Origin of the sequence: Lacihabitans sp. CS3-21 (assembly GCF_024343675.1) — a bacterium.
Lineage (GTDB): Bacteria > Bacteroidota > Bacteroidia > Cytophagales > Spirosomataceae > Leadbetterella.
Genome location: NZ_RJUD01000024.1, coordinates 11,972 through 35,657 on the forward strand (window position 1 = coordinate 11,972; position 23,686 = coordinate 35,657).

General features: G+C 35.9%; 20 protein-coding genes. 13 read left to right on the forward strand and 7 right to left on the reverse strand.

The features are described 5' to 3' along the window. Nucleotides 1-29 precede the first annotated feature (29 nt). The 7 genes from EGI24_RS13305 (at nucleotide 30) to EGI24_RS13335 (ending at nucleotide 7,169) form a co-directional block, all read left to right on the forward strand. On the forward strand, nucleotides 30-905 hold the full coding sequence (locus EGI24_RS13305; RefSeq protein ID WP_255048922.1) for a nucleoside phosphorylase: 876 nt from the start codon (nucleotides 30-32) through the stop codon (nucleotides 903-905). Continuing rightward, nucleotides 877-1,413, forward strand: coding sequence for a cytidine deaminase (locus EGI24_RS13310; protein ID WP_310586086.1), 537 nt, complete (start codon nucleotides 877-879; stop codon nucleotides 1,411-1,413). The genes EGI24_RS13305 and EGI24_RS13310 overlap by 29 nt, the downstream gene beginning before the upstream one ends. Nucleotides 1,414-1,601: 188 nt before the next feature. Continuing rightward, nucleotides 1,602-1,877, forward strand: coding sequence for a co-chaperone GroES (groES, locus tag EGI24_RS13315; RefSeq protein ID WP_255038473.1), 276 nt, complete (start codon nucleotides 1,602-1,604; stop codon nucleotides 1,875-1,877). 42 nt (nucleotides 1,878-1,919) lie between these two features. Then, complete coding sequence (groL, locus tag EGI24_RS13320; protein WP_255048924.1) at nucleotides 1,920-3,551, forward strand: chaperonin GroEL; 1,632 nt, start codon at nucleotides 1,920-1,922, stop codon at nucleotides 3,549-3,551. 98 nt (nucleotides 3,552-3,649) lie between these two features. Then, nucleotides 3,650-4,459, forward strand: coding sequence for a hypothetical protein (locus EGI24_RS13325; RefSeq protein WP_255048925.1), 810 nt, complete (start codon nucleotides 3,650-3,652; stop codon nucleotides 4,457-4,459). 110 nt (nucleotides 4,460-4,569) lie between these two features. Then, nucleotides 4,570-6,216, forward strand: a complete 1,647-nt coding sequence (locus EGI24_RS13330) for a CTP synthase (RefSeq protein ID WP_255048926.1) — start codon at nucleotides 4,570-4,572, stop codon at nucleotides 6,214-6,216. Further along, entirely contained in the window at nucleotides 6,195-7,169 is a 975-nt protein-coding gene (locus EGI24_RS13335; protein WP_255048927.1) for a YhdH/YhfP family quinone oxidoreductase, read from the forward strand. The genes EGI24_RS13330 and EGI24_RS13335 overlap by 22 nt, the downstream gene beginning before the upstream one ends. Before the next feature lie 7 nt (nucleotides 7,170-7,176). On the opposite strand, the gene EGI24_RS13340 is transcribed toward EGI24_RS13335, so the two are convergent. Continuing rightward, a complete protein-coding gene (locus EGI24_RS13340; protein ID WP_255048928.1) occupies nucleotides 7,177-7,536 on the reverse strand; it encodes a hypothetical protein in 360 nt (119 codons plus the stop codon). Between the two features lie 162 nt (nucleotides 7,537-7,698). On the opposite strand from EGI24_RS13340, the gene EGI24_RS13345 reads away from it, so the two are divergent. Together EGI24_RS13345 and EGI24_RS13350 are read left to right on the forward strand one after the other, a co-directional pair. Next, nucleotides 7,699-8,949 carry a PAS domain-containing sensor histidine kinase gene (locus EGI24_RS13345; RefSeq protein WP_255048929.1) on the forward strand — a complete coding sequence of 417 codons (1,251 nt, stop codon included), beginning with the start codon at nucleotides 7,699-7,701 and terminating at the stop codon, nucleotides 8,947-8,949. A gap of 21 nt (nucleotides 8,950-8,970) precedes the next feature. Further along, nucleotides 8,971-10,026 carry a response regulator gene (locus tag EGI24_RS13350; protein ID WP_255048930.1) on the forward strand — a complete coding sequence of 352 codons (1,056 nt, stop codon included), beginning with the start codon at nucleotides 8,971-8,973 and terminating at the stop codon, nucleotides 10,024-10,026. Here the strand turns inward: EGI24_RS13350 and rsmA are convergent. Then, nucleotides 10,006-10,785, reverse strand: a complete 780-nt coding sequence (gene rsmA, locus EGI24_RS13355) for a 16S rRNA (adenine(1518)-N(6)/adenine(1519)-N(6))-dimethyltransferase RsmA (protein WP_255048931.1) — start codon at nucleotides 10,783-10,785, stop codon at nucleotides 10,006-10,008. The two genes, EGI24_RS13350 and rsmA, sit on opposite strands and share 21 nt — an antisense overlap. Before the next feature lie 82 nt (nucleotides 10,786-10,867). Here rsmA and EGI24_RS13360 point away from each other — a divergent pair, with 82 nt between their 5' ends. After that, a complete protein-coding gene (locus EGI24_RS13360) occupies nucleotides 10,868-14,122 on the forward strand; it encodes a PAS domain S-box protein (RefSeq protein WP_255048933.1) in 3,255 nt (1,084 codons plus the stop codon). A 48-nt stretch (nucleotides 14,123-14,170) separates the two neighbouring features. Next, nucleotides 14,171-16,672, forward strand: coding sequence for a M43 family zinc metalloprotease (locus EGI24_RS13365; protein ID WP_255048934.1), 2,502 nt, complete (start codon nucleotides 14,171-14,173; stop codon nucleotides 16,670-16,672). A gap of 27 nt (nucleotides 16,673-16,699) precedes the next feature. On the opposite strand, the gene lysM is transcribed toward EGI24_RS13365, so the two are convergent. Continuing rightward, a complete protein-coding gene (gene lysM / locus EGI24_RS13370) occupies nucleotides 16,700-17,155 on the reverse strand; it encodes a peptidoglycan-binding protein LysM (protein ID WP_255048935.1) in 456 nt (151 codons plus the stop codon). Nucleotides 17,156-17,298: 143 nt separating this feature from the next. On the opposite strand from lysM, the gene EGI24_RS13375 reads away from it, so the two are divergent. Beyond that, the gene (locus tag EGI24_RS13375; protein ID WP_255048936.1) at nucleotides 17,299-17,826 is read left to right on the forward strand and encodes a nuclear transport factor 2 family protein; all 528 of its coding nucleotides are present in this window, start codon (nucleotides 17,299-17,301) and stop codon (nucleotides 17,824-17,826) included. Nucleotides 17,827-17,836: 10 nt separating this feature from the next. On the opposite strand, the gene rfbA is transcribed toward EGI24_RS13375, so the two are convergent. Genes rfbA through galE form a run of 3 tightly spaced genes read right to left on the reverse strand, consistent with a single transcriptional unit; the run spans nucleotide 17,837 to nucleotide 20,793 of the window. Further along, nucleotides 17,837-18,697, reverse strand: a complete 861-nt coding sequence (rfbA, locus tag EGI24_RS13380) for a glucose-1-phosphate thymidylyltransferase RfbA (RefSeq protein ID WP_255048937.1) — start codon at nucleotides 18,695-18,697, stop codon at nucleotides 17,837-17,839. Between the two features lie 6 nt (nucleotides 18,698-18,703). Then, nucleotides 18,704-19,774 (reverse strand): dTDP-glucose 4,6-dehydratase, encoded by a 1,071-nt coding sequence (rfbB, locus tag EGI24_RS13385; RefSeq protein ID WP_255048938.1) that lies wholly within the window; start codon nucleotides 19,772-19,774, stop codon nucleotides 18,704-18,706. Continuing rightward, the gene (gene galE / locus EGI24_RS13390) at nucleotides 19,774-20,793 is read right to left on the reverse strand and encodes a UDP-glucose 4-epimerase GalE (RefSeq protein WP_255048939.1); all 1,020 of its coding nucleotides are present in this window, start codon (nucleotides 20,791-20,793) and stop codon (nucleotides 19,774-19,776) included. The genes rfbB and galE overlap by 1 nt, the downstream gene beginning before the upstream one ends. 104 nt (nucleotides 20,794-20,897) lie before the next feature. On the opposite strand from galE, the gene EGI24_RS13395 reads away from it, so the two are divergent. Continuing rightward, entirely contained in the window at nucleotides 20,898-21,731 is an 834-nt protein-coding gene (locus EGI24_RS13395) for a transglutaminase-like domain-containing protein (protein ID WP_255048941.1), read from the forward strand. A gap of 3 nt (nucleotides 21,732-21,734) precedes the next feature. On the opposite strand, the gene EGI24_RS13400 is transcribed toward EGI24_RS13395, so the two are convergent. Further along, nucleotides 21,735-23,684: a M1 family metallopeptidase gene (locus EGI24_RS13400; RefSeq protein WP_255048942.1), complete on the reverse strand. Its 1,950-nt coding sequence runs from the start codon at nucleotides 23,682-23,684 to the stop codon at nucleotides 21,735-21,737. Nucleotides 23,685-23,686: the final 2 nt, after the last annotated feature.

Here is a 23,686-nt window from a genome sequence, read left to right on the forward strand (position 1 = left end):
TCAGAAAACGTAAAAATAATCTTTCAGCGATGACCAAAACCTTAGCAGCTTCCGAACTCATACTCAATCCCGACGGCAGTTTGTACCATTGCAATCTTCTGCCTGAAAACTTGGGAGACATTGTTTTTTTGGTGGGCGACCCCGACAGGGTGCCTACGGTTTCTGCTTTTTTTGATACCATAGATTTCAAGACTCAAAAAAGGGAAATCGTGACCCATACCGGTACCAAAAATGGCAAAAAAGTTACGGTTATTTCTACGGGCATGGGTACTGACAATATTGACATTGTACTGACAGAATTGGACGCTGTGGTGAATATAGATTTGCAAAAAAGACAAATAAAAGATAGGCATAAACAACTTACTTTCATACGTTTAGGCACTTCTGGTTCTTTACAAAAAGACATTCCAGTAGATAGTTTTTTGGCAAGCACGCATGGCTTAGGAATGGACGGCTTATTGCATTTTTACAAAAACTCAGAGGCTTTTACTTATAATCCTTTTATAGAGAAATTTATAGAAGAAACCGAATGGAGCTCTAAGCTTTCGAGACCGTATTTGGTTGAAGGTGATGCAGATTTAATTCAAAAAGCCAAGAATTTAGGTTTTTATACGGGTGTTACAGCCACCGCCTGTGGATTTTTTGGCCCTCAAGGGCGAGTTTTAAGATTGGATGTGCAAGATAACAGCCTGAATGAAAAACTTTCAAGTTTTGAATACAATGGCCTAAAAATCACCAATTTCGAGATGGAAACCTCAGCCATTTTTGGTCTTTCAAAACTTTTGGGACACAAGGCCATTTCGATAAATTGTATTATAGCCAACCGCTTTTCGGGCGAATATTCCAAAGATTATAAAAAATCGGTAGAAATAATGATTGAAAAAGTCCTTAATAACTTCATTTAATTTTTTAGAAAAACAAAATCCTAATATGGTAAAAAAGACAATAAATATAGAATACACTGCCTTTACCAACACCGAAGAAATGGCAGAAAAAGACAGAATCCTCATAAACAGAGCCATAGAAATAGCCAAATTGAGTTATTCTCCCTACTCAAAATTCCCAGTTGGAGCAGCTGTAATGTTAGATTCTGGTGAAATTTTCGCCGGAAATAATCAAGAAAACATAGCATTTCCGTCTGGAACCTGTGCAGAAAGAACTGTTTTAAACTATGTCAATGCCAATTTTCCTGACAAAAAAATAAAGACCATCGCCATAACGGCCACCAATACCACCACTGCAGAACCCGTAACGCCATGCGGTTTTTGCCGTCAAGTAATTGTAGAAATGGAAATGAAGCAAAAGTCTCCCCTACGCATCATTTTGCACAAAATTGGTGGCGAAACCTACGTTTTCGAAACTTCCAAAGCTATTTTGCCTTTGGCTTTTGATGACAATGTTTTGAAAAACTGAGTCTTTCTACATGATTATTGCTACTTTTGGCACTGTCATAATTGTCCATATTTTTTCTTCAAAATTTACTTTTGGCAGACAAACATGAAAAAATGTCAGTAAAAATATAGCTACTTGGGCTTTGGCTTAGTAATTGTTGATAGGCATTGCAGATAAAATTAAATAATCTTTAAACTTTAAATAGTATTATGTCAGTAAACGTGAAACCTTTAGCAGACAGAGTTTTGATAGAGGCAGCTCCAGCGGAGGAGAAAACAGCCTTCGGAATTATTATTCCTGATACAGCAAAAGAAAAACCTCAAAAAGGAACAGTAGTAGCTGTAGGACCAGGCAAAAAAGACGAGCCAATGTCAGTAAAAGTAGGTGATGCAGTATTGTATGGTAAATATTCTGGTACTGAGCTAACAGTAGACGGTAAAGAGTATTTGATCATGAGAGAATCAGACATCTACGCAATCGTTTAATTTCATTTTTAATAGACAGATTACAACCATAAAAATACGAAAATGGCAAAACAAATTCTTTTCGATACAGACGCAAGAGATAAACTAAAAAGAGGTGTTGATACATTGGCCAACGCCGTGAAAGTTACTTTAGGACCAAAAGGTCGTAACGTAATCATTGACAAAAAATTCGGTTCACCAGCAATTACAAAAGACGGTGTAACTGTAGCCAAAGAAATCGAATTGGCAGATGCCATCGAAAACATGGGGGCACAGTTGGTTAAAGAAGTTGCTTCTAAAACTGCTGACCAAGCAGGTGACGGTACTACTACTGCAACTGTTTTGGCTCAGGCTATCTACACTATCGGTGCTAAAAACGTAGCCGCTGGTGCCAACCCAATGGAATTGAAAAGAGGTATTGAGAAAGCTGTAACTGCAATCGTTAAAGAATTGCATGCTCAGTCAAAATCAATCACTACTTCTAAAGAAATCACTCAAGTAGCAACTATCTCAGCAAACAACGACCACGAAATCGGTCAAATGATAGCTGACGCTATGGATAAAGTAGGCAAAGAAGGTGTAATCACTGTAGAAGAAGCTCGTGGTACTGAAACTGAAGTAAAAACAGTAGAAGGTATGCAGTTTGACAGAGGATATCTTTCTCCTTACTTCGTAACCAACACTGAGAAAATGGAAGCCGAAATGGATCGTCCGTTTATCTTGATTTCTGAGAAGAAAGTTTCTTCAATGAAAGAATTACTTCCAGTATTGGAGGCAGTTGCTCAAACTGGACGTCCTTTGATGATCATCGCTGAAGATGTTGACGGAGAAGCTTTGGCTACTTTGGTTGTTAACAAAATCAGAGGTGCATTGAAAGTATGTGCTGTAAAAGCTCCAGGATTCGGCGACCGTCGTAAGGCTATGTTGGAAGACATCGCTATCTTGACAGGTGGTACTGTAATCTCTGAGGAAAGAGGATTTAAATTGGAGAACGTAGAAATCACGATGTTGGGTCAGTGTGAAAAGGCTTTGGTTGACAAAGACAACACAACGATCATCAACGGTGGTGGCGAAGATGCTGAAATCAAAGGAAGAGTGGGTCAAATAAAGGCTCAAATCGAAAGCACTACTTCTGACTACGACAAAGAGAAATTGCAAGAGCGTTTGGCGAAATTGTCAGGCGGAGTTGCGATTATCTACATCGGTGCTGCTACAGAGGTAGAAATGAAAGAGAAAAAAGACAGAGTAGACGATGCATTGCATGCAACACGTGCCGCTGTTGAAGAAGGTATTGTAGCGGGTGGTGGTGTGGCTCTTATCAGAGCTCAGTCTGCCCTTGATGCTATCGAAATAGCAAGCCCAGACGAAAAAACAGGTATCAATATCATCAGAAATGCTGTAGAGGCTCCTTTGAGAACTATCGTAGCCAACGCTGGTGGCGAGGGTTCAGTAGTAGTTCAAGAAGTAAAAACTGGCAAAGGAGCTTATGGCTACAATGCTCGTGACGACAGATACGAAGACATGATCACTGCAGGTATCATTGACCCTACGAAAGTAACTCGTTTGGCACTAGAAAATGCGGCTTCAATCGCAGGTCTATTGTTAACTACTGAGGCTGTAGTTTGTGACATCCAAGAAGACAAACCAGAAGCTCCACACATGCACGGTGGCGGCGGAATGGGCGGAATGATGTAATTCGTTCTGAAATATTTCATAAAAAAACCTGCAAAATCTCTTTGCAGGTTTTTTTTAGCACAATTTTTGCTAGGTATTTAGTAATAACTGTACCATAAATGCTAAAAAAATATTTTCACTTAACTATTCTTCTTTTTTCACTCATGGGTTGTGAAAAAGATGCAACAAAAAATCTCGGAATCGAGAAGCCTATTGAAGTAAACAAAAACTGTAAAATCCTATCCAACTATAGATCTGATGGTCAACAATATCAATATATCTTTAAGGATGAAAAACTACAAAATATCCTAGGTTTTAACGACTTTGATACATTTATATACACTGCTGGAAAACTTTCAAAAGCAGTACACTCAAAAAACAAGGGGGCCTATGCCTTGTTTGATATCGATGATAAAGGACTTCTTAACAAAATCACCTTTGAAGGCACTGATAGTCAGGGTAAAGTATTTAGCTTTCCGACAACAATAAAGTATAATAACATTGGAAAAATAGATCAATTGGTCTTGAATTGGCCTACATTTCCAGACAAAGTGGATACCCGATTCACCTATGATGCCAACGGAAATGTAAAATATATAAGTGCTTTTTTGGATGGCGAATGGATGACCATTTTGGAAAATACGGAGTTCGACGACAAACCTTCTCCCTACAAGAATCAGCAACTGGGTAACCTTTTAAGTTATTATATGGTATACTCATTATTGAGTGGTGGACTCAATTTTACTCATTATATCAATACCAATAATGTAAAAAGTTCTGTAGTGACCAAAGGTTTTGAAAAAATAAATTACAGTTACGAATACCAATACAATAACCTCGGATTCCCAACCAAAGTTGATTATACAAGAACTATCAACAACAGACCTATGCCACAATCAGAAAATTTCTCTTACGATTGCGAATTATAATGTTGTAGTTTATAAGGTATTAAGATTTTTGTTTATTTTTATTCCAAAAAGTATGCTCGGCTTAGCCAAATATTCCTAACTTTGTATCCCGTAATCAATCATTTAATACGATGCCATTGAGCGGAAAGCAAAAGAAAACTAAGTATATATTCGTAACAGGCGGAGTAGCCTCATCATTGGGCAAAGGCATCATTGCTTCTTCATTAGCTAAACTACTACAAGCTAGAGGCTTATCTGTAACCATTCAAAAACTCGACCCATATTTAAACGTAGATCCAGGCACACTCAATCCTTATGAGCATGGTGAATGTTATGTAACCGACGATGGTGCTGAAACCGACTTGGATTTAGGACATTATGAGCGTTTTTTGAACGTTCAAACTTCACAAGCTAACAACGTTACCACGGGTAGAATATACTACAATGTGTTGAACAAAGAGCGTAAAGGCGATTTTCTAGGAAAAACCGTTCAAGTAATTCCGCACATTACAGATGAGATAAAAAGAAATATCAGGATACTTGGCGAAACAGGTAAATATGATATTGTCATTACGGAAATTGGTGGTTGTGTGGGTGATATTGAATCCCTGCCATTTATTGAGGCTGTAAGGCAACTGAAGTGGGAATTGGGAGAAAAAAACATGCTTACCATTCACCTTACGCTTGTTCCTTACCTAAAATCAGCAGAAGAACTTAAAACCAAACCGACTCAACACTCTGTAAAACAACTGCAAGAGTCTGGTATTCAGCCAGATATAATAGTTTGTAGAACTGAACATCACTTGCCTTCAGAAATTAGAAGAAAGATTGCCTTGTTTTGTAACGTAGAAATAAACTCAGTAATAGAAGCCATGGATGCCAAAACCATCTACGAAGTGCCTATGCTGATGAAAAAAGAAAAGCTGGATCAACGCGTACTTTATATGCTAGATGTATATAACGACCACGATGCAGATATGAAAAAGTGGGAGGAATTTCTCCAAAGGTTAAAAAAACCTGAGCATGAAGTAAACATTGGCCTCATTGGTAAATATGTAGAGCTAAAGGATGCCTATAAATCTATCATTGAGTCATTTATACATGCCGGTGCTGAAAACAATTGTAAGGTAAAAATATCTTGGATTCACTCAGAATCATTGGTAGTTGGTACTGCCGAAGAAAAACTAAAAAACCTTGATGCTGTTTTGGTGGCTCCGGGTTTTGGAGAAAGAGGAATTGAAGGGAAAATAGAGGCTGTAAAATATGTTAGAGAAAACGACATACCGTTTTTAGGAATTTGTTTAGGTATGCAAATGGCCGTTATAGAATATGCCAGAAATGTATTAGGTTGGTCGGGAGCCCATTCTACAGAAATGGAAAAAAATACCGAATACCCTGTCATAGACCTAATGGAAGATCAGCAGAATGTGGAGAACAAAGGAGGCACCATGAGGTTGGGCTCTTACAACTGTAAATTGACCGATAAGTCGCTTGCCAAAAAGATATATGGTAAATCTAAAATTTCAGAGAGACACCGCCACCGTTGGGAGTTTAACAACAAGTACCGCAAGGATTTTGAAGCCAATGGTTTATTTATCGGTGGAACCAACCCAGAAAATGATTTGGTGGAAATAATTGAAATTCCTACAAAGAAATTCTTCATTGGTGTGCAATATCACCCTGAATTGAAAAGTACCGTATTGCAGCCGCATCCATTGTTTATAAGCTTTGTAAAGGCTGCATTAGACTACCACAAATGGAAAGCTTCAAAAAAATAATTGTTAAAGAACTTGAAGATGGCTCGTTTTCTCAAACCATTGAGAAAGCGGGCCTTGATTCTTTAATTCCCAATGACCTTTTGGTCAAAGTAAAATATTCCTCCATAAATTTCAAAGACGCACTTTCTGCATCTGGCAATAAAGGCGTGACAAAAAAATACCCCCATACACCTGGCATAGATGCGGCTGGTGTTGTAATGAAAAGCAACACTGAAAAATTTAAAATTGGAGATGAAGTAATTGTAACAGGATTTGACCTTGGCATGAATACCTCTGGTGGATTTTCTGAATACATATCCATTCCCTCTAATTGGGCAATTCACAAGGTTGGAGGACTTTCTTTAAAAGAAAGCATGATATTTGGCACAGCGGGTCTCACCGCGGCCATGTGTATTGATAAACTCCTTAAAAATGGCCTATTGAATGGCCCAGTGATTGTAAGTGGAGCAACAGGCGGTGTAGGGTCATTGGCGATCATGATACTGAATAAACTCGGAATAGATACGGTTGCTTTTTCCAGAAAAGAATCTGCTAAAGAGTTTTTGCACCAAATTGGTGCTAAAGATATCATTCATAGTTTCGAAATCTCCGACAGGCCATTACTTAAGCCACTTTTTTCTAGTGGAATAGATACTGTTGGTGGAACTGTTTTAGAAAACATACTAAAACTTGTAAAACCTAATGGAGGAGTATCAATTTGCGGTATGGCATTATCACCCAATCTTCATATCACTGTATTTCCTTTTATTTTAAGAGGTTTGGCACTTTTTGGCATTGATTCTGCAGAAGCAGAAATTACTTGGAGAGCATATCTTTGGAAAAAACTCTCAAATGAATGGAAGCCAATAAACCTTGAAAGTATTTGCCAAGTAGTTAGGCTCGAAGATATTGGGGCGGAGATTGAAAAAATGTTAAAAGGAAATCAAGTCGGAAGAGTTGTAGTGGAAATCTAAACAATTGTCAAATAGTAAGATAAATTTCTTCCCCTTTACAATTTTGGTGATTTAAAGTCCATTGACTGGTAAAAGTAGTTTCTACAGTGGACGTACCCATTTTTCGAAAAATTGCTACTTTTAAACCTAGGTTTAAGAAAAAAAGTTGTTCAATTTCACTCACTTTCAGTTCGCCATGTATCGTAAAATCTTTAGGTTCTTTGATACCCGCAATTTCAAAAAGCCTAAAATCTCTGTGATCTAAGGTAATTACCTCCCCCTTTTTATAAATTTCAATTCTTAAAAAAGGGAAAGCAGCATTAAAACCATTCAAAATCTGCGAGATTCTGGTTTCGGAATTAATAAATATTTTCTCTTTGCTCTTCATTCTTTCTATTTCAAATACTGAATCAAAATTGGTGAAAACTTTTATCACTAATTATGACCCTAATCAGCCACAAATAAAAATAGAAAAAGAATTATTGGAGCTTCATAATACTAATTATGACAAATGTCATAATTTTGGTCAAACATTAAGGATAGTTTGCGAATGGAACCAAAAAATGATCAGTTTTACAATCCGTACTTTGTGGAAATCGATATATTAAATCAATTCGAAGCTATTTTTAAATACGCCAATGAGGGTATTGTCATTGCTGACAGTCAAAGTCGAATATTAAAAATTAATCCATCCGTATTAAAAACTTTTGGCTATGATACTGAAAGTGAAATCCTTGGCCAAAATATTGAAGTTTTAATTCCTAAAAGATTTCAGCATAATCATGTTGGTCATCGTGAAAAATACATGGAAAACCCACATGCGAGAAGCATGGGTCTTCAGTTTGACTTGTTTGCCGTAAAAAAAGACGGCGTTGAATTTCCAGTAGAAGTGAGTCTTAGTCCATTCAAAAACTCTTTGGGAAGTTTTGTAATTTGCTTTATCATCGATATCACCAATAGAAAAAAAGCGGAAGAAAATGAAAAAAACTATCGGAAAGAACTTGAAAAAGAAGTAGAGGAAAGGACGCTAATTTTAAAAGAAGCCATTCAAAAGCTAGAAAAAACTAAAAATGAGCTTGATAATTCATTGAAAAGAGAACAAGAACTCAACTCCATGAAAACAAAGTTCATATCCATCGCTTCCCACGAGTTTAGAACTCCATTATCGACGATTTTGTCATCGCTCTCTTTGATGGAAAAATACAATGAATTGAACGATGTTGAAAAGCGAAATAAGCATAATGAAAGAATAAAGAAATCTATCAAAAATCTGACAGAAATCTTGAATGATATCCTTTCAGTCAACAAAATAGAGGAAGGTAAAGTCATCATAAACCCAGAAACTTTCAACCTAAATAGTTTTGTAAATGATTTGATTTTGGATTTACATGGACTTTTAAAACCAGGGCAAAAACTCAACCTCATAGCTTCAGATATTGATGAAATAACCGTATATCAAGACCCCAAACTAATTAGACATATTTTGATTAATCTTTTAACCAATGCCATAAAATTTTCAGGCGAAGATAGTCCAATAGATATAATTATAAATATGGATGACTCTGATGTTCTTTTCTCAGTCAAAGATTACGGATTAGGCATTCCAAAAGTCGACCACAAAAAACTGTTTACAAGATTTTTTAGATCAAGCAATGTAGAAAATATTCAAGGAACAGGGTTGGGTTTGAGTATCGTTTTGCAATATGTAAACTACCTAAAAGGAACCATTAAATTTTCAAGTGAAGTAGGCAAAGGAAGCATTTTTAATGTAAATTTACCTAGGAATCTAAAAACCCCATAAAAATAATAACTTCTTGCTCCCATGAAAAAAATATTACTCATAGAAGACAACAACGAAATCAGAGAAAATACTTCCGAAATATTAGAACTGGATGGATATGAGGTAATTACAGCTGAAAATGGAAAATTAGGGGTCGAATTAGCCTCTAACTCAAAGCCTGATTTAATCATTTGCGATATCATGATGCCTGTTTTGGATGGATATAGCGTGCTTCATTTACTTTCAAAAAATCCAGAAACAGAAAATATCCCTTTCATATTCCTGACCGCAAAAGCAGATCGTCAAGACTTTAGAAAAGGCATGGAAATGGGTGCTGATGACTACATTACCAAACCTTTTGATGACGTAGATTTGTTGAATGCCATAGAAAGTAGATTCAAAAAAATTGAACTTCTCGAGAAAAAATATTCGAGAAATATTGATGGACTAAACAACCTTGTGCGTGATGTGGGTGGCGAACAAGAACTTCGCAACTTGACCAACAACCGAGAAAAAAGAAAATACAAAAAAAAATCTGAAATATTTAGAGAAGGGGATTTTCCACTTTATTTGTTCTACATTGAAAAAGGGAAAATCAAAACCTACAAAACTAATGAGGATGGCAAAGAGTTAATAATAAACCTCCACAACGAAGGTGATTTCTTTGGCTACGTAAATCTGATGCGAGAAAATAGCTATATGGAATCTGCTGCAGCTCTAGAAGATTGTGAGGTAATCCTAATACCAAAATCTGAATTTTTCAAACTTATTCATCAAAACAGGCAGGTTTCTCAGAAATTCATTAAAATGCTTTCTGACAACATCAAAGAAAACGAAGATCAACTCTTGAAACTGGCCTATAATTCTGTAAGAAAAAGAGTTTCAGAATGCCTCATTAAGTTTTTTGACCAAAACGAGGACAAGAAACCTGCGAATGGACTGAAAATAAGTAGGGAAGATTTATCAAATATGGCTGGAACATCCATAGAAACAGCCATTCGGACACTTTCTGATTTTAAAGATGAGAAATTGATTGAAATTTCTTCTGGAAAAATAAAAATCCTTAACCTGGAAAAACTACGCCACCTCAAAAATTAACTTTGTAAGCTCTACAAATTGCAGATAATCAAGGTTCTCCGCTCTCTTGTTGGCATAAGGTAGCTCTTTAGTAGTAATTGGTTTTAGGGCATTTGAAAGCATCTTTCTTCTTTGATTAAAGGCTGTTTTAACCACCAGTTTAAATTTTTTAAAGTCACAGTCTAGCACTTTATCATAATTTCTTACTAACCTAATAACGCCAGAATCTACTTTGGGAGGAGGATTAAAAGCACCTGGAAGGACCGTAAAACAGTATTCAATATCATAAAAAGCCTGAAGTAGCACGCTTAAAATACCATAGTCTTTATTTCCAGGCTTAGAAGCTATCCGTTGTCCCACTTCTTTTTGGACCATTCCAACGACTTCCTCAATTTGGTCTTTGTGATCCAATACAGTGAAAAATATTTGGGAAGAAATGTTGTAAGGAAAGTTTCCAATTATTCCAAATTTTTGATTATCAACCAATTGTAATTTTTCTTGAAAATTCATTTTTAAGAAATCACCTTCTATTATTTTATTCTCAGCAATGGCAAAGTTCTTTTTTAAATAAGCTACCGACTCTGTGTCAATTTCCACCAATACCAAATCCAATTCATCTCTCTTCAATAAATATTGAGTTAAAACCCCCATTCCTGGGCCGATTTCAAGCACCAACTTATTGCTATTTTTGTCTTGGAATAAATCTACAATTCTTTTAGCGGCTTCGAGGTCTTTCAAAAAATGTTGACCTAAGTGTTTTTTTGCCCTTACGTTTTCCAAATGAAATTCTTTTTTATTGAAATAATACCCAAAATTAAGCATTAATTATTTAGATTTAGGCAGAAAAAGACCCTAAAGCTAAATGGCAGAAATAATTTCAAACAAAGCAGAAACCCAAACTAAAGACAATTTTGATCTCCTTCAAGATTTTGTGGACAATACCTCCGACATCATCCTTATGTTGTCGCTAGTGGGTGAGTTTATGTTTGTAAACAATGCTTTTCTAGAAATTATAGGATATTCTAGAAACGAAATTAAGGAAATGTCCATAGATGACATATTGCATCCTGAATTTATAGATACCATAAAGACCAATTTTGAAAAAATAAAAAATGGTGAACCCATAAGCGATTTTCTGTTGGTAATTAGAAACAAACAGAAAAAAAGAATTTATCTCTCAGGTGACATCAATTGTAGATATATAAAAGGCGAGCCGGTTTCATTCCGCTGTATCCTCAAAGACATCACCCAAAGACGGCGAGCTGAAGCCGCTCAAAATTTGTATTATGCCATTGCCCAGAGTAATCTCAACACAAAAAGCCTAGAGGGGTTTCTTTCGCAAGTTCACCAAAACCTTCAGAAAAATATTTATGCCAACAATTTCTTTGTAGCGGTTTATGAACCCGAGAACAACAGCATTTATTTCCCATATCATGTGGATGAATACTACGAAACCGGTCAGAATTACTTAAAACGTAAGCTTGGAAACGGACTCATAGAATATTCAATTTTGCAAAACAAACCACTGATATTTAACAAAGAAGAACTGAGTTTATTAATTGAAAAGGAAAAACTCTTTATCTATGAATCCAACCTTCCAGCTGTTCAGATTTTAGTCCCACTCAAAATAAATGAGAAAACCATCGGTGTAATTGGCATTAAATCTTATTCTGATGAAAACAAGTTTTCTAGCCGCGACCTCGAACTTTTAGAGTTCGTATCGGGACAAATAGCCATTGCGATGGAAAGGAAAAAATCGGAAGAAGAACTAATGATTCAAACCTCCCGTTTAAACGCCATTTTTGATAGCAGCACACATTATATTTGGACAGTAAATCAAAAGCGTCAACTGAGTTCTTTCAATAAAAATTATCATAACCTCATATTCGAGCAACTTGGAATTTCTCCAACCATCAATAGCAGTATTGAAAAACTTGGCTGGAAGCTTATTTCATCGGACGACAGACCCACACTAAGAGAGAAATACAATCTTGCTTTCCAAGGTTTACCTCAATATTTTGAAATGCATTGGGGAGAAAAAGATGGAGGAAACAATTGGTTTGAATTCTATTTAAACCCTATTTTGTCTGAAGATGATGGACAAATAGAAGAAGTATCTGGGATTGCAAGAAATATCACTGAGAAGAAAAATGCCTTGATAAATCTTCAGAAAAGTGAAAATAAGTTTAGAAATACAATAGAGTCTTTCATTGACATTTACTACAGGACAGATTTGGCGGGAAACGTTATTATGATTTCACCTTCTGTTTTTGCTCATACTGGTTATACGGTTGAAGAAGTAATTCATCAAAAAGTGGACAAATTTTTTGAAAACGCAAAGAATTCATCCCAAGACATTAAAGCTCTTCTTAAAACTGGAAGCATTACAAATTTTGAAGTAATTGTAAAACGTAAAGACCAGACATTGAGGCAGTTTATGCTCAATATCAGAATGATAAAAGACTCAAAAGGCATACCTATAGAAGTAGAAGGCGTAGCAAGGGACATAACAGAGCTGATGAAAAGTGCCGAAGAACTCAAAAAAGCTAAAAATGAAGCAGAGCACTCGCTAAAAATAAAAGAGCAGTTTTTGGCTAATATGAGCCATGAAATCAGAACACCGATGAATGGAATCATTGGGATGATAGATGTTTTGAACGAAACTCCTTTAGAAAAAAATCAAAAAGATTATGTTCAAACTATAAAAAAATCATCAGAAACCCTACTGACTATCCTAAACGATATCCTTGATTTGTCGAAAATCGAGGCTGGCAAAATGGAACTCGTTTATAAGCCTTTTGAAATAAGTGAAACATTAAGCAATCTCGTGGCACTTTTTAACCAAAAAGCCCTGGAGAAAAATAATCAATTGATATTCGATATTGATACAAAAACCCCGTCTTGCATAGAAGGTGACCAGATTCGATTATTGCAAATCCTATCTAATTTAACTTCTAATGCTATTAAATTCACTCGAGATGGAGTGATTAGGGTTAAGGTAACCAGTTTACCATTAGTTTCTAATGAACATTTGGTAAAATTCGAAATCATCGACTCAGGAATCGGGATCTCTGAAGAAAACCAGAAAAAATTATTTAGCTCATTCCAACAGTTGGACATTTCAACGAAAAAGTCATTTGGAGGAACGGGGCTGGGATTGGTCATATCCAAAGAACTTTGCAGACAAATGGGCGGAGAGATAGGGCTAATTTCTAATCCCAATGAAGGAAGTAATTTTTGGTTCACAATTAAAGCCAAACAAGCCATAAAAGCTGATGTAACAGCTAGCGAATACGCAGAAAATGAAATATCATTCAATAATTATTTCAAAAACTATTCGCCTAAAATACTCTTGGTAGACGATAATGCGGTAAATAGAAAAGTGGCCTCTGAGATACTAAAAAAAGCCAATTGTATTGTTGAAAGTGCAGATTCAGGACAAAAAGCGATTGATATTTTCACTCAAAATCAAGCTTTTGATGTTATATTGATGGATATTCAGATGCCTGAAATGGATGGAATAGAAACCACACAAATATTAAAAGAAAAATTTGGGAGTCAACTGCCCAAAGTTGTAGCCATGACCGCATATTCAATGCAACATGACCGGGAAAACTTTATTTCAAAGGGAATGGACGATTATATATCTAAACCAATCCGTGCCAATTTGCTCATCAAAAAGGTGGAAGAATATATTTCAGGTCAGAAAAAATCAGGACCTATTGCAGAAAAAGTTGATACTGAAGAAAAAACACAGTCTGGCGTTTACCAAATCTCAAGCGAAATCCCAGAATTTGATCCTGAAGTCATATCAAGCCTTCGAGATATGGTGGGTCAAGAAATGCTTATATCTGTTTTTGAGGATTTTGAGAAAGAGGCAGAAGAACAAATAGCCCATTCGATTGAAGCATTTAAAAATAATGATGTAGTAACTATCCAAAAAGAATTACATACTTTAAAAGGCAACTCAGGCACCATAGGTTTGATGCGAATTCATGAAATAACCAAAGATATTGAAGTACCCGCAAAAACAGGTAATCTGGAAGGTTTTGAAAAAAGAGTCGATCTATTAATGCATGAGTTTGAGCAATTTAAGTTGAAATACAAAAATATTTAATCAAAAAAAACTAATTTTGCTTTTTGAAATTTGTCAGTAAAAAAAAACATGCCTCTCCAGAGAATAATCATATTTTTGGGCCTTATATTCTATTGGCATTCAGCTAAAAGTCAAGTATGGTGTGGTGCAACAGATTTTTCTGAAAGCGACAAAAAACTATATGCTGAAATACTTAAAAAAAGCCTTAATATAAAAAATGGCAGGAAAGGTGCCACATACGAGTTATATATAAAACCAAATGTTATACATAGCAGCTTATCTCCAATTTCGATCACTACAGAACAAGTTTTAGAATTGATAAACAAACTAAATCTGGTGTTTTCTGAAATAAACATACGATTTTTAGTCGAGAACAACGTCGTTCAACACATTTATGACAATGAATTCTATGATTTAAAAACCGAAAGTGATGCCAATTTAAGAGCCAAATATGACAGTGATAATGCTATAAATTTATATTTTACGCATACCATTACCCGGCCAGATTTAAGCCTGCTGAATGGATACAGCAGTTTACCAAACTTTAGCAAAAGATCTAACGCAGTGATTTTAAGCTATCGAGATAATGACCCTGTTAGTTTTTCACTACTAAAAGAAAAAATAGTTCCGCATGAATTTGGCCATTATTTTGGTTTACTCCATACTTACCAAGACAGCAACAACAATGATATCAAAAAAAGAGAATTGGTGACGAGAGGAATAGGAGCAAATTGCACCACTGCAGGTGATGAACTTTGCGATACACCCGCAGATCCATTTGAGAGAAACCCAGCACTCATTTCTTTGGATTGTGCAGAAAAAATCCCTTCTGATATTTTAGATTTTAATGGTGAAAATTACAGCCCTCCGATAGACAACTATATGTCTTATCACCACAAATGTGGACAACAATTTACTCCAATGCAGTTTCAGAGAATGGAATCTGGTCTTAATATTAGATTATCTTCTTTTGCTGAATACAAAATCACAAAAAACATATCCAACTTTTTGAGCATCACGGATTTAAATAAAAAAATTTATTGCAAAGGTGATAGTATTACAGCTACTTTTCAAAAAACAGGCTCTTTTGAATCGAAAAATGAATTCAAAGTGGAGATATCAGACAAAAATGGAAGCAACTTTAGAGAGATTTTTGGATATAAAATTTTAAGCGATAAACAAATAAAAATACCCATCGACCAGTCCTGGGAGAATGGCAGTAATTATAGATTGATTATAACTTCTACGCTGCCTTATACCGAAAGCCCTATCAGTGAAAGCTTTGAGATTAAATCTTTGCCTTCCGCTGAGATTTCAAGCTCTCAAAATGCGATTCAAAAAGGCGAAGAGCTACAATTAAACCTCAAATTTGGGGGGTCGGGTCCATGGAGTTTTAAAGATTGGGAGGGTTTCACTTACGAAAAAATCAACTCTGAAACCATCAATTTTGGTTTTTTGGCTGATTCCAGCAAATTATTCTTTATTTCTGAAATCAGCAATGTATGCGGACAAATTGACCAAATACCAAGTTTATATGTAGAGGTGTTGCAGCCTAATTTACAAATCCTAGGCTCCGAAACTTATTGTAATGAAAGTTTGATAGATTTACCTATTATTGGCTTGAGGCAAAATGAAGACCCAGATTATTATAGCGTACAAGTAAAAAACAGTAACCAGATTTTCAATATTTTACCAAAAATAAACTCTAACTCTTTACAATTTTATCTGCCTCAAGAAATTCAGAAGAATAAGCTTTACAGCCTGAAAGTTATGGGGAAAAAAGCAACAGACTTTAGTAATGCTTTCCAATTTATGGCAAAAAACCACCCCACACCACCTAATGTGATCAGTCCAGTTAATATCTGCTTTGGAACTCAAGATTATTTGCTCCAAGCCAGTGGGATGAATTTAAAATGGTATGAAAACGAAAGTTCGAAAGAGTTCACATACAGCACTTTAGTAAACGGAAAAACTGCAAATAAACAAATATTCTATGTTTCTCAGAGTGACTCCAACAATTGTGAAAGTAAAAAAAGCAAGATTGAAATCATAATTGATGAGCCAGTTGAGGCCGAAATAAGTGGTACCTCAAACATTAAATTAGGAGACTCCACCAGCCTAAATATTTCACTCAAAGGATCTGCCCCTTGGGTTTTGACTTTAGACCCACTCGGCGAAATAAAAGTAAACTCTGCCGAAACTAAAGTTTCTGTGAGTCCACTTTTTTCGACAGAATATAAATTATTGAAAGTATCTAATTATTGTGGAGTAGGAACCTCAAAAGGGTCGGCGGTGGTAAATGTGATATCAATTCTTGGAAACACAGCATCTGATAATGATGCACTAAAAGTATTTCCAAATCCAGTTTACGACCAGAAAGTAAATTTCGAGATATTGGGTGATGAAATTTCTGAAGTCATTTTATTTTCTAACGAAGGAAAACGTTTAAAATCCTATAAGCTTATTGAAAAGTCAAAAGGTGAAATTATTTTACCTGATCTTAGTTTTGGAAAGTATAATCTTAAATTTTTCAGCAAAAAAAAGAGCTACACCTTCACAGTCATAAAATAAAAAAAGAGCCTCGAAAGGCTCTTTTTTTTATAATTCAGGAATTCTTAAAACTTGACCTGGATAAATCAAATCTGGATCTTTTAGCATTGGCTTGTTAGCTTCGAATATAACAGGGTATTTCATTGGATCACCATACATTTCTTTGGCTATTTTAGAAAGAGAATCTCCCTTCTCTACAGTATGGTATCTAGCTTCTGGAGCTGGACTAGAAACTACCATTTGGTTATCTACTGCCTCAACGCCTTCTACGTTTCCTACTGCCAATGCAATCTTTTCTGCTTGCTCTTGCGTTTCTACTTCACCTGAAATGGTCACAGTGTCTCCATTAACTTTTACAGTAAGTGCTTTAAATTCTAAACCTAAACCTTGCACGTGTGCTAATAGGGCAGATGCTTTGAGTTCTGGAGTTTTGTCTGCAACTTCAGCCTCTGATTTTCCAAAAAGCTTCTCGCCTACTCCCTTAAAAAACGACATTAATCCCATTTTTGTTGAAATTTTAATTTTAAAAATTTATTTAAGACAAATTTAATTTTTTTGTCTGGTATTTAGACCGAAAAGAAAAAAAAATGTCACAAAAAATATTGATTAAAAAAATACGTTTAAATTGCAGAAAAATAATTTTAAATATGCGAAATATACTTTTATCGTTGACATTGATTTTGTCGCTTTTCTCAGCCAGTGCTCAGTCAGACGAAGAATTGATAAATCAAACTCTTAATGACTATTTAGAAGGAGGTACTAATGGAGAAGTTGAGAGGTTTAAGAAGGCTTTTTTTAGTGATGCCATTCAAAAATCAGTTGGAAAAACCGGCGTAACGGGCATGACAGTGGAGTCTTTGGCTTCTAAAATTAAGCCGAATCAAAAGATGGAGCGAACTACTAAGGTAGTTTCTTGGTCTTATGCAGGTACAGCTGCAACAGCAATTACCGAAACCGAATACCCTACCTCAAAAATTATAGATTTACTGAATCTTCTAAAAGTAAATAACGAATGGAAGATTGTGAGTAGAGTTTACTCAAGAATAGAGAAAGGTGAAAGCGTGGTATCTTCTGCACCACTCATTGCAGCCAAAGCAGATCCTAAGGCAAAAGGAAAAACAACAGCCGCCACCACACCAGTTAAAAAGAAACCTGTTGCTGATGACGGCTGGTGATATTAATATGTCATTTCAATATATTCAATAGATACTGACCATAGCCCGACTTTACCAAAGGTTGGGCTATTTTAATAAGTTGGTCTTTGGTAATAAAGCCCATTCTATAGGCCACTTCTTCAATACACCCAACTTTTAATCCTTGTCTTTCTTCGATAACTTGAACAAATTGGCCAGCTTGCATCAAAGAATTAAATGTACCCGTGTCTAACCAGGCAGTTCCTCGGTTCATTACACCTACTTTCAACTTACCTCTTTCTAGATAAACTCTATTTACATCGGTTATTTCATACTCACCTCTTGGAGATGGCTCAATGTTTTTAGCAATTTCTACCACCTCATTATCATAAAAATACAAACCTGGCACAGCATAATTGCTCTTCGGTTTTTCTGGCTTTTCTTCAATACTTAAAGCATTAAAATCAGCATCAAATTCCACAACACCGTATCTTTCAGGATCATGCACTGGATATGCAAACACCATTCCACCATCTGGATCAGCACATGACTGAAGCAATTTACTCAATCCACTTCCGTAAAATATATTATCTCCAAGTACCAAAGCTACTTTATCATCACCAATGAATTCCTCACCAATGACAAAAGCCTGGGCAAGTCCATTTGGCAATGCTTGTTCAGCATATTCAAATTTACATCCGACTTGAGAGCCATCCCCCAACAATTTTTTAAAATGTGGTAAATCGTGGGGTGTTGAAATTATCAAAACCTCGTTTATTCCAGCCAACATTAAAATTGACAATGGATAATAAATCATGGGTTTGTCGTAAACGGGCATCAACTGCTTGCTTACAGCTAAAGTAAGGGGGTGCAAACGAGTTCCGCTACCACCTGCTAAAATGATTCCTTTCATATTTTATTAATTAGCACTTGTTTCGTACATCGAGGTATAATATTTCTGGTAATCACCAGAAGTGATGTTTTCTATCCAATCCCAGTTATTCAAATACCAGTCCACTGTTCTTGACAATCCTTCTTCAAAAGTTACGGAAGGTTCCCAACCCAACTCCGACATCAATTTGCTGGCATCAATGGCATACCTCAAATCATGACCTGCTCGGTCTGTTACGTAAGTGATTAATTCCCTACTTTTTCCGACTGGATTTCCTTGTTTTTCATCCATCAAATCGCACAATAGGTGAACCAAATCTAAATTTTTCCACTCGTTGTTTCCACCTATGTTGTAAGTATCCCCATTTTTACCATTGTGAAAAATATTATCTATGGCTCTGGCGTGATCTATTACAAATAACCAGTCTCTTACATTCTCTCCTTTTCCATAAACTGGAAGAGGTTTCCAATTTTTGATATTATTTATCATCAATGGAATGAGTTTTTCAGGAAAATGATTAGGCCCATAATTGTTAGAACAGTTAGATACTACTATCGGAAGGCCATAAGTATTGTGATATGCCCTCACAAAGTGATCAGAACTCGCTTTAGACGCTGAATATGGCGATCGAGGGTCATAACTGGTAGTCTCTACAAAAAACTCACTTGGGTCATGCAATTCTCCATATACCTCATCTGTAGACACATGGTAAAACCTTTTGCCTTCCATTTGGCCTTTCCAGAGGTTTTTAGCAGAATTTAACAAATTGCAAGTTCCTATTACATTGGTTTTTACAAATGCCATAGGGTCAGTTATTGACCGGTCTACATGAGATTCCGCAGCCAAATGAATTACACCATCAAACTGATACTTTGCAAAAAGACTATCTATATAATTTTCGTCAACTATATCACCATGTTCAAATGTATAATTGGGGAGTTTATCTATGTCTTTTAGATTCTCCAAATTACCTGCATAAGTCAATTTGTCTAGGTTAACTATTTGATATTGTGGATATTTAGTAACAAATAGTCTTACCACATGTGAGCCAATAAACCCTGCTCCACCTGTTATTAGAATGCACTTTTCAAACTTCATTAATTATTGTTGTTTTTTAGTTTTAATTCCCATGTCCAAGCATCTTTGAGGCTTTCTTCTAAAGACTTTTCAGTTTTCCAATTTAGAATCTTAGAGGCTTTTTCAACGTCTCCATAGATTTTTTCAACATCTCCAGATCTACGCGGACCAATCTCGTAATTCAGTTTTAAATTATTCACCTCCTCAAAGGTTTTAATTATTTCTAAAACGGAGTTGCCTGTTCCTGTCCCTAAATTGAAAACATCATAAAATGCTGTCTCCTTACCCTTTAGCAAATTCAATGCCGAAACATGGGCTTTGGCCAAATCAACCACATGGATAAAATCTCTAACATTGGAACCATCAACAGTATTATAGTCGCTTCCAAAAACCACCAATTTGTTTCTTTTACCTATGGCAGTTTGGGTAACAAAAGGAATTAAGTTGCTAGGAACGCCATTGGGCAATTCACCAATTTCAGCACTTGGATGTGCACCAATTGGATTAAAATACCTCAGCGATATGATACTCATCTGTTCCCCAGATTTTATTACGTCCTCCAAAATATCCTCCGCTATGGCTTTAGTATTTCCATATGGCGACTCTGCTTTTTTCTTCGGAGTATCCTCAGTTACTGGAATATGATCAGGCTGACCATACACTGTGCAAGACGAACTAAATACAAGATTTTTTACTTTGGTGACTTGCATCACTTCCAAAATATTTACTAGTGACCCAATATTATTTTTGTAATATTTGATCGGTTTCTCTACCGATTCTCCCACAGCCTTGTATGCAGCAAAATGGATAATACCCTCTATTTTGTGTTTGACTATAATATCTTTAACTACCTCAAAATCATTACAATCAGCTTTGTAAAAAGGCACATCAAAACCTATTATATTTTTCAAACCAGTCAAAACTGATTCGGATGAATTATTCAAGTTGTCAATAATTACTGGAGAAAAACCAGCATTTACCAATTCTACAACTGTGTGGGAGCCAATAAAACCAGCACCTCCGGTAACGAGTACGTTCATAATTAGATATTTTAGCAAAAATAGTGAGATAAAAAATGTTTTAAAAATAATGTTTGGTTTTAAATTTAATACTTAAGATATTGACCAAAAAAATAACCAAAATCATGAATAGGGAGGATTTAAAGGCAATGATTTCACTTCTTGATGATTCTGACATGGAGGTGGTAAATATTGTTGAGAATAATATCAAAAATTTAGGTCATGAAGTTATTCCAATTTTAGAAAAAGAATGGGAGAGAAATGGACTTAACCCCGTTCTTCAAAAAAAAATAGAAGATCTAGTTCACGATTTACACCTCTCCAATCTTTCTGCAGATTTGGAGTCATGGAAAAACAATAACCATACAGATTTGATGACAGGCCTTTGGTTGATTGCGAAATACCAATATCCTGACCTGAAAGTGGAAACTTTAAATCAGGAAATAAAAAATATTCAAATGAAAGTTTGGGTAAATACGCATGAAAAAATGCACCCCAACGACATGGTAAAAATCCTCAATGATGTGATTTTTGAGCAATTGAAGTTTGAGCCAAACATTAAAAACTTTCATTCTCCCTCCAACTCGATGTTCAATTTAGTGCTCAGCCAAAAAAAAGGTAATCCAGTAGCTTTGAGTTGCTTATTTATATTATTGGCCCAACGTCTAGACTTACCTATCTATGGCGTTAATCTTCCCAATCTTTTTGTTTTAATCTTCGATTACCCAGGGTACAGATTTTATTTAAACCCATTTAATAGAGGCCAAGTTTTTTTGGAGAAAGACATCGACGACTACCTCAAACAGATGAACATTGAGCCAAATGAGAAATATTACAAGTCTTGCTCAAATATTGAGATTATCAAACGCGTACTCACCAATCTATCTTTTGCCTACCAAAAAATAGGCGAAGAAGATAAACAAAATGAAGTCAACCAGTTTTTAAAGATTTTTGACTAAAAATCAATTGGGTTTCCAACTGTTGTTTTTGGTATTAAAATCTACCAAAATACCCTTAGGATTAAGTTTAATTGACTCTATTTCTCCGGTAGATGGATAATTGAACGTCCATTCCTTGGTTTTTGCCCAAATATCTACTGGAAGATTAATATACTTGGTTTCCTTACCTTTCTCTTTAATTTCCATTTCCACTGGCATAGGCATTTGCTCTAAATTCTCTAGGGTAATACTTATTCCATTTGAAGCATTGTTGTTTATATACTTGGCGTTTTTTATAGATTGATCTATTTTGTAGTTTTCAAAATACCAAGATTTCCAAAACCAACCCAAATCTTCACCAACCACATCCTCTACCGTATGGAAAAAGTCAAAAGGCGTTGGATGCTTAAAAGCCCATCTACGAATATATTCTTTTAGAGCAAGATTCATTCTTTCTTCGCCCACAACTGCTTCAGCCAACATTTTTAGCCCCATGGCTGGTTTATAATAAGCTAAAGAGCCAATTTCTGCTTCAGGCATAGCATCCGGCTGTGTTAAAATTGCCTTGCTTACTCGTGCAAAAAATGCCATGTCTTGTGTTTTTTGTTCTTTGTAGTATTCTCCTTTGTTAAAAGCTTTCAATGAAAGCATATTGATGTACGTATTAAAACCTTCATCCATCCAAGCAAATTTCCGCTCATTTGTACCCACAATCATTGGAAACCAGGTGTGGCCGAACTCATGGTCTGTAACGCCAAACAAACCTGCTCTTTTGCTCCTAGCACTACAAAATACAATGCCTGGGTATTCCATTCCACTCACAATTCCAGCAACATTGGTGGCTACTGGGTAGGGATATTCGTATAATAATTCTGAATAATATTCCATGCTGTGTTTTGTATATTCGGTGGATCTACCCCACTCAGCTTTTGCGTCAACTTCTGCTGGATAAACCGACTGCACTAAAATGTTTTTACCAGATGGCAAAACCGCACGTGCTGCGTCCCAGACAAATACTGAAGAGCTGGCCCAAGCTACATCTCTGGTGTTTTTACATGAAAACTTCCAGGTTTGTGTTCCAGAATTCTTTGGTCGAGAGCCATTTTTGCCAATCTCCGATTTATCAAAAATCACCACAGTTTCATCAGAATTTTGAGCTTTTTTGAGTCTATCTATTTGTTTTCCCGTTAAAACTTCTCGGGTATTCAATAATTCACCAGAGGCCACCACGGTGTGGTTGTAGGGAACCGTAATTTCAAAATCATAATCGCCATATTCAAGATAAAACTCTCCAGCTCCCAAATACGGCGTGGTGTTCCAGCCTTCAATATCATCATATACACAAACTCTTGGAAACCACTGAGCTATGGTGTATATCATCCCATCTTTGGCTTCATACATACCCATTCTATCTGACCCATTACTGGGTATCAAAAAATCAAAATCCATAGAAATCTCAATTTTTTGTTTGGTTCTTAAGGGTTCCGATAAGAATATCTGCATCCTCGTGTCATCAATCAAAGATTTAACAGACTGATTTCTCGCACTCATTTTGGGTGTTTCCAATTTAAGGTTAGATATCTTATAGCCACCCTCAAAGTCTTTTAAACCATACCTACCCAAATTCGGCGGTGTAGTTTTGCTCCCCCTCGAATCTGAATTAAATTTATTCTGATCCAATTGCAGCCAAATGAAAGTAATTTCATCAGGTGAATTGTTGATATATTCGATTTTGACGGATCCAGAGATGCTATTCTTTTGATCATCGAGTGCTGCAGTTATCTTATAATTGGCTTGATTTTGCCAGTAGGATGGCCCAGGATTTCCGGACGCACTTCTAAACACCGTAGAAGGTTGATAGTTGATCATTGGATTAAACACCGCCACCGGATCATACTTCGACTTTTCCGTAGATTCCTGCCCAAAACCTTGAACAGCAAAAGATAATGCGAGAACAAATAATCTGATTTTCATAA

Excerpts from the sequence above, each read along its gene's own strand:
- EGI24_RS13305 (WP_255048922.1), top strand. The coding sequence starts at position 30 with ATGACCAAAACCTTAGCAGCTTCCGAACTCATACTCAATCCCGACGGC.
- groES (WP_255038473.1), top strand. The coding sequence starts at position 1,602 with ATGTCAGTAAACGTGAAACCTTTAGCAGACAGAGTTTTGATAGAGGCA.
- groL (WP_255048924.1), top strand. The coding sequence starts at position 1,920 with ATGGCAAAACAAATTCTTTTCGATACAGACGCAAGAGATAAACTAAAA.
- EGI24_RS13325 (WP_255048925.1), top strand. The coding sequence starts at position 3,650 with ATGCTAAAAAAATATTTTCACTTAACTATTCTTCTTTTTTCACTCATG.
- EGI24_RS13330 (WP_255048926.1), top strand. The coding sequence starts at position 4,570 with ATGCCATTGAGCGGAAAGCAAAAGAAAACTAAGTATATATTCGTAACA.
- EGI24_RS13335 (WP_255048927.1), top strand. The coding sequence starts at position 6,195 with ATGGAAAGCTTCAAAAAAATAATTGTTAAAGAACTTGAAGATGGCTCG.
- EGI24_RS13340 (WP_255048928.1), bottom strand. The coding sequence starts at position 7,536 with ATGAAGAGCAAAGAGAAAATATTTATTAATTCCGAAACCAGAATCTCG.
- EGI24_RS13345 (WP_255048929.1), top strand. The coding sequence starts at position 7,699 with ATGGAACCAAAAAATGATCAGTTTTACAATCCGTACTTTGTGGAAATC.
- EGI24_RS13350 (WP_255048930.1), top strand. The coding sequence starts at position 8,971 with ATGAAAAAAATATTACTCATAGAAGACAACAACGAAATCAGAGAAAAT.
- EGI24_RS13360 (WP_255048933.1), top strand. The coding sequence starts at position 10,868 with ATGGCAGAAATAATTTCAAACAAAGCAGAAACCCAAACTAAAGACAAT.
- EGI24_RS13365 (WP_255048934.1), top strand. The coding sequence starts at position 14,171 with ATGCCTCTCCAGAGAATAATCATATTTTTGGGCCTTATATTCTATTGG.
- lysM (WP_255048935.1), bottom strand. The coding sequence starts at position 17,155 with ATGGGATTAATGTCGTTTTTTAAGGGAGTAGGCGAGAAGCTTTTTGGA.
- EGI24_RS13375 (WP_255048936.1), top strand. The coding sequence starts at position 17,299 with ATGCGAAATATACTTTTATCGTTGACATTGATTTTGTCGCTTTTCTCA.
- rfbA (WP_255048937.1), bottom strand. The coding sequence starts at position 18,697 with ATGAAAGGAATCATTTTAGCAGGTGGTAGCGGAACTCGTTTGCACCCC.
- rfbB (WP_255048938.1), bottom strand. The coding sequence starts at position 19,774 with ATGAAGTTTGAAAAGTGCATTCTAATAACAGGTGGAGCAGGGTTTATT.
- galE (WP_255048939.1), bottom strand. The coding sequence starts at position 20,793 with ATGAACGTACTCGTTACCGGAGGTGCTGGTTTTATTGGCTCCCACACA.
- EGI24_RS13395 (WP_255048941.1), top strand. The coding sequence starts at position 20,898 with ATGAATAGGGAGGATTTAAAGGCAATGATTTCACTTCTTGATGATTCT.
- EGI24_RS13400 (WP_255048942.1), bottom strand. The coding sequence starts at position 23,684 with ATGAAAATCAGATTATTTGTTCTCGCATTATCTTTTGCTGTTCAAGGT.